General features: G+C 65.4%; 6 protein-coding genes and 2 pseudogenes. 5 read left to right on the forward strand and 3 right to left on the reverse strand.

Features of this window, described 5'->3' with window-relative positions; translation table 11 throughout:
- Window positions 1-142 (forward strand): annotated as a pseudogene (locus VFH65_RS15955) (MBL fold metallo-hydrolase); the annotation flags it as partial.
- A 10-nt stretch (window positions 143-152) separates the two neighbouring features.
- On the opposite strand, the gene VFH65_RS15960 reads toward VFH65_RS15955, so the two are convergent.
- Complete coding sequence (locus VFH65_RS15960; protein WP_353322729.1) at window positions 153-908, reverse strand: SHOCT domain-containing protein; 756 nt, start codon at window positions 906-908, stop codon at window positions 153-155.
- Window positions 909-991: 83 nt separating this feature from the next.
- Between VFH65_RS15960 and VFH65_RS15965 the strand changes: the two genes are divergently transcribed.
- Window positions 992-2,080: an SAM-dependent methyltransferase gene (locus VFH65_RS15965; RefSeq protein ID WP_353322731.1), complete on the forward strand. Its 1,089-nt coding sequence runs from the start codon at window positions 992-994 to the stop codon at window positions 2,078-2,080.
- A 92-nt stretch (window positions 2,081-2,172) separates the two neighbouring features.
- Here VFH65_RS15965 and VFH65_RS15970 read toward each other — a convergent pair whose 3' ends face one another.
- Together VFH65_RS15970 and VFH65_RS15975 are read right to left on the reverse strand one after the other, a co-directional pair.
- Entirely contained in the window at window positions 2,173-3,135 is a 963-nt protein-coding gene (locus tag VFH65_RS15970; protein ID WP_353322733.1) for a GlxA family transcriptional regulator, read from the reverse strand.
- A 57-nt stretch (window positions 3,136-3,192) separates the two neighbouring features.
- Window positions 3,193-3,393 (reverse strand): annotated as a pseudogene (locus VFH65_RS15975) (thiamine pyrophosphate-dependent enzyme); the annotation flags it as partial.
- Between the two features lie 106 nt (window positions 3,394-3,499).
- Here VFH65_RS15975 and VFH65_RS15980 point away from each other — a divergent pair.
- The 3 genes from VFH65_RS15980 (at window position 3,500) to VFH65_RS15990 (ending at window position 5,957) form a co-directional block, all read left to right on the forward strand.
- The gene (locus VFH65_RS15980; protein ID WP_353322734.1) at window positions 3,500-4,129 is read left to right on the forward strand and encodes a DJ-1/PfpI family protein; all 630 of its coding nucleotides are present in this window, start codon (window positions 3,500-3,502) and stop codon (window positions 4,127-4,129) included.
- On the forward strand, window positions 4,126-4,437 hold the full coding sequence (locus tag VFH65_RS15985) for a hypothetical protein (RefSeq protein WP_353322736.1): 312 nt from the start codon (window positions 4,126-4,128) through the stop codon (window positions 4,435-4,437). The genes VFH65_RS15980 and VFH65_RS15985 overlap by 4 nt, the downstream gene beginning before the upstream one ends.
- A gap of 263 nt (window positions 4,438-4,700) precedes the next feature.
- On the forward strand, window positions 4,701-5,957 hold the full coding sequence (locus VFH65_RS15990) for an HNH endonuclease signature motif containing protein (protein ID WP_353322737.1): 1,257 nt from the start codon (window positions 4,701-4,703) through the stop codon (window positions 5,955-5,957).
- The last annotated feature ends 181 nt before the right edge of the window (window positions 5,958-6,138 follow it).

Consider the following 6,138-nt stretch of genomic DNA (forward strand, 5'->3'; position numbering starts at 1 on the left):
CTTCGGAACCATCTTGGCGTCCATCTCGGAGAAACTCGGCAAGCTACCCGCCGACACCACCGTCTACACCGGCCACGGCGACTCCACCACCATCGGCGACGAAATCGTGAACTACGACGACTGGGTCGCCCGCGGCCACTAACGGCCCGCGGCTACTGTTCGCCGAGGATGCGACGCTTCTCGGCCTCGAACTCCTCTGCGGTCAACGCGCCGGAGTCCCGCAAGGCGGCCAACGTCTTGAGTTGTTCTATGCGGATGCCCTGATCGGTCGGCGTGTAGCTGCCTGCAGGCGGCGGGGGTGGCGGTGTAGTGCCTGCGCTCCACGTCTGCGCGGGAAAACCCAACAGCTCATGCGGCGCAAGGGGGCGAGCCTTCTTGCCTGCCTTCGCCGCCCACGCTAGCGCAGCGAAAAGCTCGAGCAAGCCCATCACGAAGAGACCACCGAACAGCCACGGCAGCCAGCTGTACGAACTGTCATGGCCGAATGCCAGCCGCGGGTTGATGTAAGCGCCGACGTTGCCCTCGGTCGTGATGTCGTAGGTCCCCGCCTGGTCGACCTGCACCACCCACACCCGCACATGGACATCACTGTTGACTGTGGTTGTCCCACCGATGTTTTCGGTGACATCCGGCTTCGGCACACCAGCGGGCGGATCGATGCTCAGACCCATCTCCGGGATGGGAAAGCCGCTTGTCGGGCGGCCGGTGACGAGTGTGTGAAAGCTGACCGTCACCTCGCCCTCGGGTAGCTGCAAGCTGCTCGAGCCCGGGATCGGCACCTCGCCGTAGGCGTCGTACTCGTCAAGCACGAACGCATTGAGAATCATCACTGCGACGAAGCCGATGATCGACGAGATCAGCGTCAGGACCGAGACGGCGATCGCGATCCGCGGCGCGAACCTAGTCATGCGCGAAGTGTGTCACGCCTCGATTTCATTTCGTAACCCGTCCTTCGACGGCGCCGACGGCATCCGAGAGCTACCGTCGTAATGTGCCCGAATCCAGCATCGTCGTGCGCCCCGAGCCATTGGAGAGCGGGTCGTATACCGCCAGCTCGCGGCTGCAGGCGGCCGGATTGTTGGGAGCGATAAACCTCTTCGAAGCGGCCGCAAAGGCTGTCCCACTTCCGAAGCCTCCGCAACCCATCGTCATCGCCGATTACGGAGCGTCCACGGGCCATAACTCCCTGCTTCCCATCAGTGCCGCAATCGCAGTGCTACGCGCACGCACCCGGCCCGAGCACTCGATCCTGGTGGCGCACACCGACGTGGCGGACAACGATTTCACCGTCTTGTTCCAGACGCTCGAAGACGACCCCGATTCCTATCTCAAGAAGGACGCAGCGGTCTTCGCCTCGGCGATCGGCCGGTCGTTCTACAGCCAGATCCTGCCGTCCAACAGCGTCAACCTCGGCTGGACATCGTGGGCGATTCAGTGGCTCGGCCGAATCCCGGTACCGGTGCCCGACCACCTACAGGTGGCCTACAGCAGCGACGAGCAGACCAAGGTTGCCTACGCCAAACAGGCCGCGCACGACTGGCATGAGTTCGTCGCGTTCCGCGGGCGCGAACTGTGCCCGGGCGGCCGTCTTGTGGTGCTGACGATGGCCGTCGGCGATGATGGCGAGTTCGGCTACCGCCCGCTTTTCAGAGACATGCTGGCGGAGTTGTCAGAGCTGGTGGCGCAGGGGCTGATCACCGAGGACGAGGTGCACCGTATGTGCATTCCGACCGTCTCCCGTCGCGCCGCTGATTTCCACACCCCGTTTGCGCCGAAAGGCCGATTTGAGCGCATGGAGATCGAGCACCTCGAAGTGTTCGACGCCGAGGACCGGTTCTGGACGCAGTACCAAGTCGACCACGACGCAACGGCATTCGGCACACAGTGGGCCGCCTTCGTGAGGGCATCGGTGTTCCCGACGATGGCGGCCGCGCTCGATGGCGGGCGCGCCGACCCCCGGTCTGCGGAGTTCATGAACCGGCTGGAGGCCGGTGTTGCGGCGAGACTGGCCGCCGCCCCGGAGCAGATGCAGATTCCGCTGGCGCAGCTGGTGCTGTGGAAGCGGCCCAAGTCGCCGTGATCTGCCGGCGACAGCATGGCTGCCGGGGATAATGCGGTCGTCGAACCCTCCCGGTTCAGACCACGCCGAACGCCAGCATCGCTGATCAGTGATCAGCCGGCCATCCGGTCGCGAAATGTGTTGCGGTAGTTCAGCGGTGATACGCCGGTGAGCCTGCGGAACTGTTCGCGGAAATTGGCTGGCGAGGTGAACCCCACCTCGCGGCCGATCCGTTCGACGCCGTAGGAGGCGCCTTCGAGCAGCTGCTGAGCGTGTCGGACGCGCACTCCTGTCACCCACTGCATCGGCGTCTGGCCGGTCTCGGCCTGGAATCGGCGGTTCAACGTGCGGATGCTCATGGCGGCCTGCTCGGCGATTTCGCGCAAGGTCAGTTCGCGATGCGCCTCCCGCTCGATCCAAGCCAGCACATCGTCGAGTTGGGTACGTTCGGCAATGTGCTTGGCGGGGGCGGTATTTCGCAGAATGAACTGTGCCTGTCCCCCGCTGCGGTGCAAGGGCGCGACGGCAAGCCGTGCGGCGTCGGCGGCGACGGCGGCGCCGTAATCTCTGGCAACCATGTGCAGGCACAGGTCCAGGCCTGCAGATGCGCCCGCTGATGTCAGCACCTGGCCCTCGTCGACGTAGAGAACATCGGGATCGAGATTCACGGCGGGGAACCTCGCGCGGAAGTAATCGGTCGCCTGCCAGTGCGTAGTCGCACGCTTGCCGTCGAGCAATCCGGCTTCAGCGACAGTGAAAGCACCCGAGCAGATCGACGCGATCCTGGTACCGGCGGCGAACGCGTCCCGCAGCGCATCCAGCACCTCGTCTGGAGTGTCCACGGTGACGTCGTTGCGGCCCGGTACAACGATCGTGTCCGCCTCGGCCGCCGCCTCGATGCCGTGGTCGGTCGCGATTCGCAACGGTCCCGCGTCGACGACGGGTTCGGTACCGCATACCAGCACGCGATATCCGGGCTCACCGGAGGGGAGCACCACACGGCCGAACGTCTCCACCGGGGTGCTCAAGTCGAACGCGATCGTGTCAGGCACAGCGAGGACCGCGATCGTATGCACACCTCGACAATAACAGCCGGTGTGGCAATATCATGGCGTTAGGAGTCGATCTGGCCACTAACCGAACTGCGGCGCAGGCACCACGGCGTCGATGAGGTGAGGTCCTGGCTCGCTTATGGCAGCCCTGAAGTGGGTTGCGAGTTCTTCCGCCGTCATGGCGCGTCGTGCAGGAACACCGAACCCTTCGGCGATAGCGACGAAGTCCATGCCCGGATTGGAAAGATCGAGCAACGGCCGCGCCTTTGGGCCCGCGGCGGAGGCCCGTCGTCACCCCCCATAGTGATGCACGCGTTGGCAACATGTCGGCGAGTCATGACCAGTTCGCCACTGGTTCTTCGCCGTCCGTTCGCTCGACGATGAGCACATGCACGCCCAGATTGTCTTGTTCGACGGTTTCGACCCGCTCGACGTGATCGCGCCGTTCGAGGTGCTGGTTGCGGGCAGCGACGCGGTCGGAGGCGAGTTGGCGGTGGAACTGGTGTCGGCCGAGGGGCCGCGTCAGGTGGTCAGCGGCAGCCGCGGCCTCGTCTTGCACGCCACCGGGCAGCTCGATCCGGCTAAGCCGGGATACGTCATCGTGCCGGGCGCGTCAGGGCCGACCGAGGGAGATCCCGACGAAATCGACACCATCCCCGTTCTGCTGGCCCGATTCGGTGAGACCGCGGCGGTTCCGTTGATGCGTGAGGCGCTGGCGAATCCGGACGTCACGGTGGCCACCGTCTGCGGCGGTTCGCTCGCGCTGGCGATGGCGGGGTTGTTGGAGGGCCGTCACGCGGTCACGCATGTGCTCGGCCTCGACGTGTTGGAAGCCACCGGGGTCAACGTGGTTCGGGCGCGGGTGGTCGACGACGGTGACCTTGTGACCGCCGGCGGCGTGACGTCCGGCCTAGACCTGGCGTTGCATCTCCTCGATCGCAGCTACGGCCCGCATGTGGCGATCGCTGTGGAGAAGCTGTTTGAATACGAGCGGCGAGGAACGGTATGGGCAGCATGAGCATCCTCGGAGAATGGGACGTCATGATCAAGACGCCGATCGGGTCGCTGGCTGTCGCTTACACGTTCACCGACGGCGGCGGTGCCGTCGCGGGCACCGCGACGGGCAAGGGCGAGACGGTCCCGCTGCGCGACATCACGGTTGCGGGACAACGGGTTACGTGGCGCCAATCGGTGACCAAGCCGATGAGGCTGGACCTCGACTTCGACGTTGAGGTCGACGGCGACCGGTTGGCCGGAACTTCGAAGGCCGGCAGGTTGCCGCGCTCGGCGGTGACCGGTGTGCGAACGCGCCGCCAACACCCTTGACAACGAATGCTATTCGGCGGCCCAAGAGGGTCTCCTGGTTGCGACCAAACTCCGTTAAGTTCGCCCAGTGGCGGAAACCCGCGTCGCTCGCGTAGGCGAACAAGGGACGCATCTCGTACCTGACTTGAGCCGCGGTTCGCGGTTGTCGTAGCGGGTTGACTTGTTGTTCTTCGGTTTTGGGTCGCGGGCTCTGCCCACTCAATATGGTACCGGGGCGGTCTGGGTGGCCGAGTTTTGTCGGACCCGGGTGCGATGATGGCGTTATGTCCTCGACCGCACCGGCTCCCGTGGCGGTGAAGCCGTGTGAGCGTCTTGAGGTGTTGTTCGGGGAGTTATCGGAGTTGGCCGGGCAGCGCAACGCGATTGATGGGCGCATCGTGGAGATCGTCGCCGAGATCGAGCGCGACGAGTTGTGCGGTATGACCGGCGCGCGGTCGGTGCCGGCGTTGGTGGCCTGGAAGCTCGGTTCGTCCTCGCTGAACGCGACCACGATCGCCACCGTGGCGCGCCGGCTGCAGGAGTTTCCCCGCTGCGCCGAAGGGATGCGGGAGGGCCGGCTGTCGCTGGATCAGGTCGGGGTGATCGCGGCGCGCGCCGGCGAGGGATCTGATGAGCATTATGCGGAGCTGGCCGCGGTGGCGACGGTCAACCAGCTGCGCACCGCGGTCAAGCTGGAACCGCGACCCCAACCCAAACCCGAACCCGAACCTCGGCCGGACCCGCAGCCTTCGATCACCAAGATCTCCGAAGACGAGGAGTACGCCTGCTATCGGGTCACACTTCCGCGCATCGACGCGGCGAAGTTCGACGCGACGTTGGCGTCGTATCGTGATGCGCTGATCACCGAATGGAAGAGCGACCACGGCGATAGCTCATCAGATCAGGCGCCGCCGTTCCCGAACACCGGGCAGGCGTTCATGCGTCTGGTCGAGGCCAGCTGGGATGCTAAGGCGGCGCGTCGCACGCACGGGCAGCACACCACCGTGGTGATGCACCTCGACGTCAAAGAAAAGGTCGCGGCGCTGCATCTGGGTCCGCTGCTCACCGACGCCGAACGCCAATACCTGACCTGTGATGCCACCTGCGAGGTGTGGTTCGAACGCGACGGACAAGTCATCGGCGCCGGCCGGGCCACGCGGACGATCAACCGTCGGCTGCGCCGCGCGCTCGAGCACCGCCACCCCACATGCGCGGTTCCCGGTTGTGGAGCCACCCGCGGTCTACACGCCCACCACATCCAGCACTGGGAAGACGGCGGACCCACCGAATTGGTCAACCTCGTGCTGGTCTGCCCGTATCACCACCGGCTGCACCACCGAGGTCTCATCACCATCACCGGACCCGCAGACAAACTCATCGTCACCGACAGCACCGGCCAACCACTCAGCGCGTCATCGCTGGCCCGGCCACCCAACAAACCGCCGCCCGCCGTCCCACCATGCCCCGGACCTACCGGCGAGCGCGCCGACTGGTGGTGGTACCAACCATTCCAACCACAACCACCACCGACAACCAACTAGCCGGTCACCGGGGCCGATCGGTTCTGGCACTATGTCGGGACCTCAAACACGCTGGGGCATCAACACATTCGCTCGCGATACGCGCTGTGACCGCATCGCGGAAATCAAGGCCGGCGCCCAAACCCGCGCTGCCGCACACCCCGCGCCGACGTGGCCCAAGGCCTGACCGCCCGTCAGGGAC

The organism is Mycobacterium sp. (assembly GCF_035697385.1).
Classification (GTDB): Bacteria; Actinomycetota; Actinomycetes; order Mycobacteriales; family Mycobacteriaceae; genus Mycobacterium.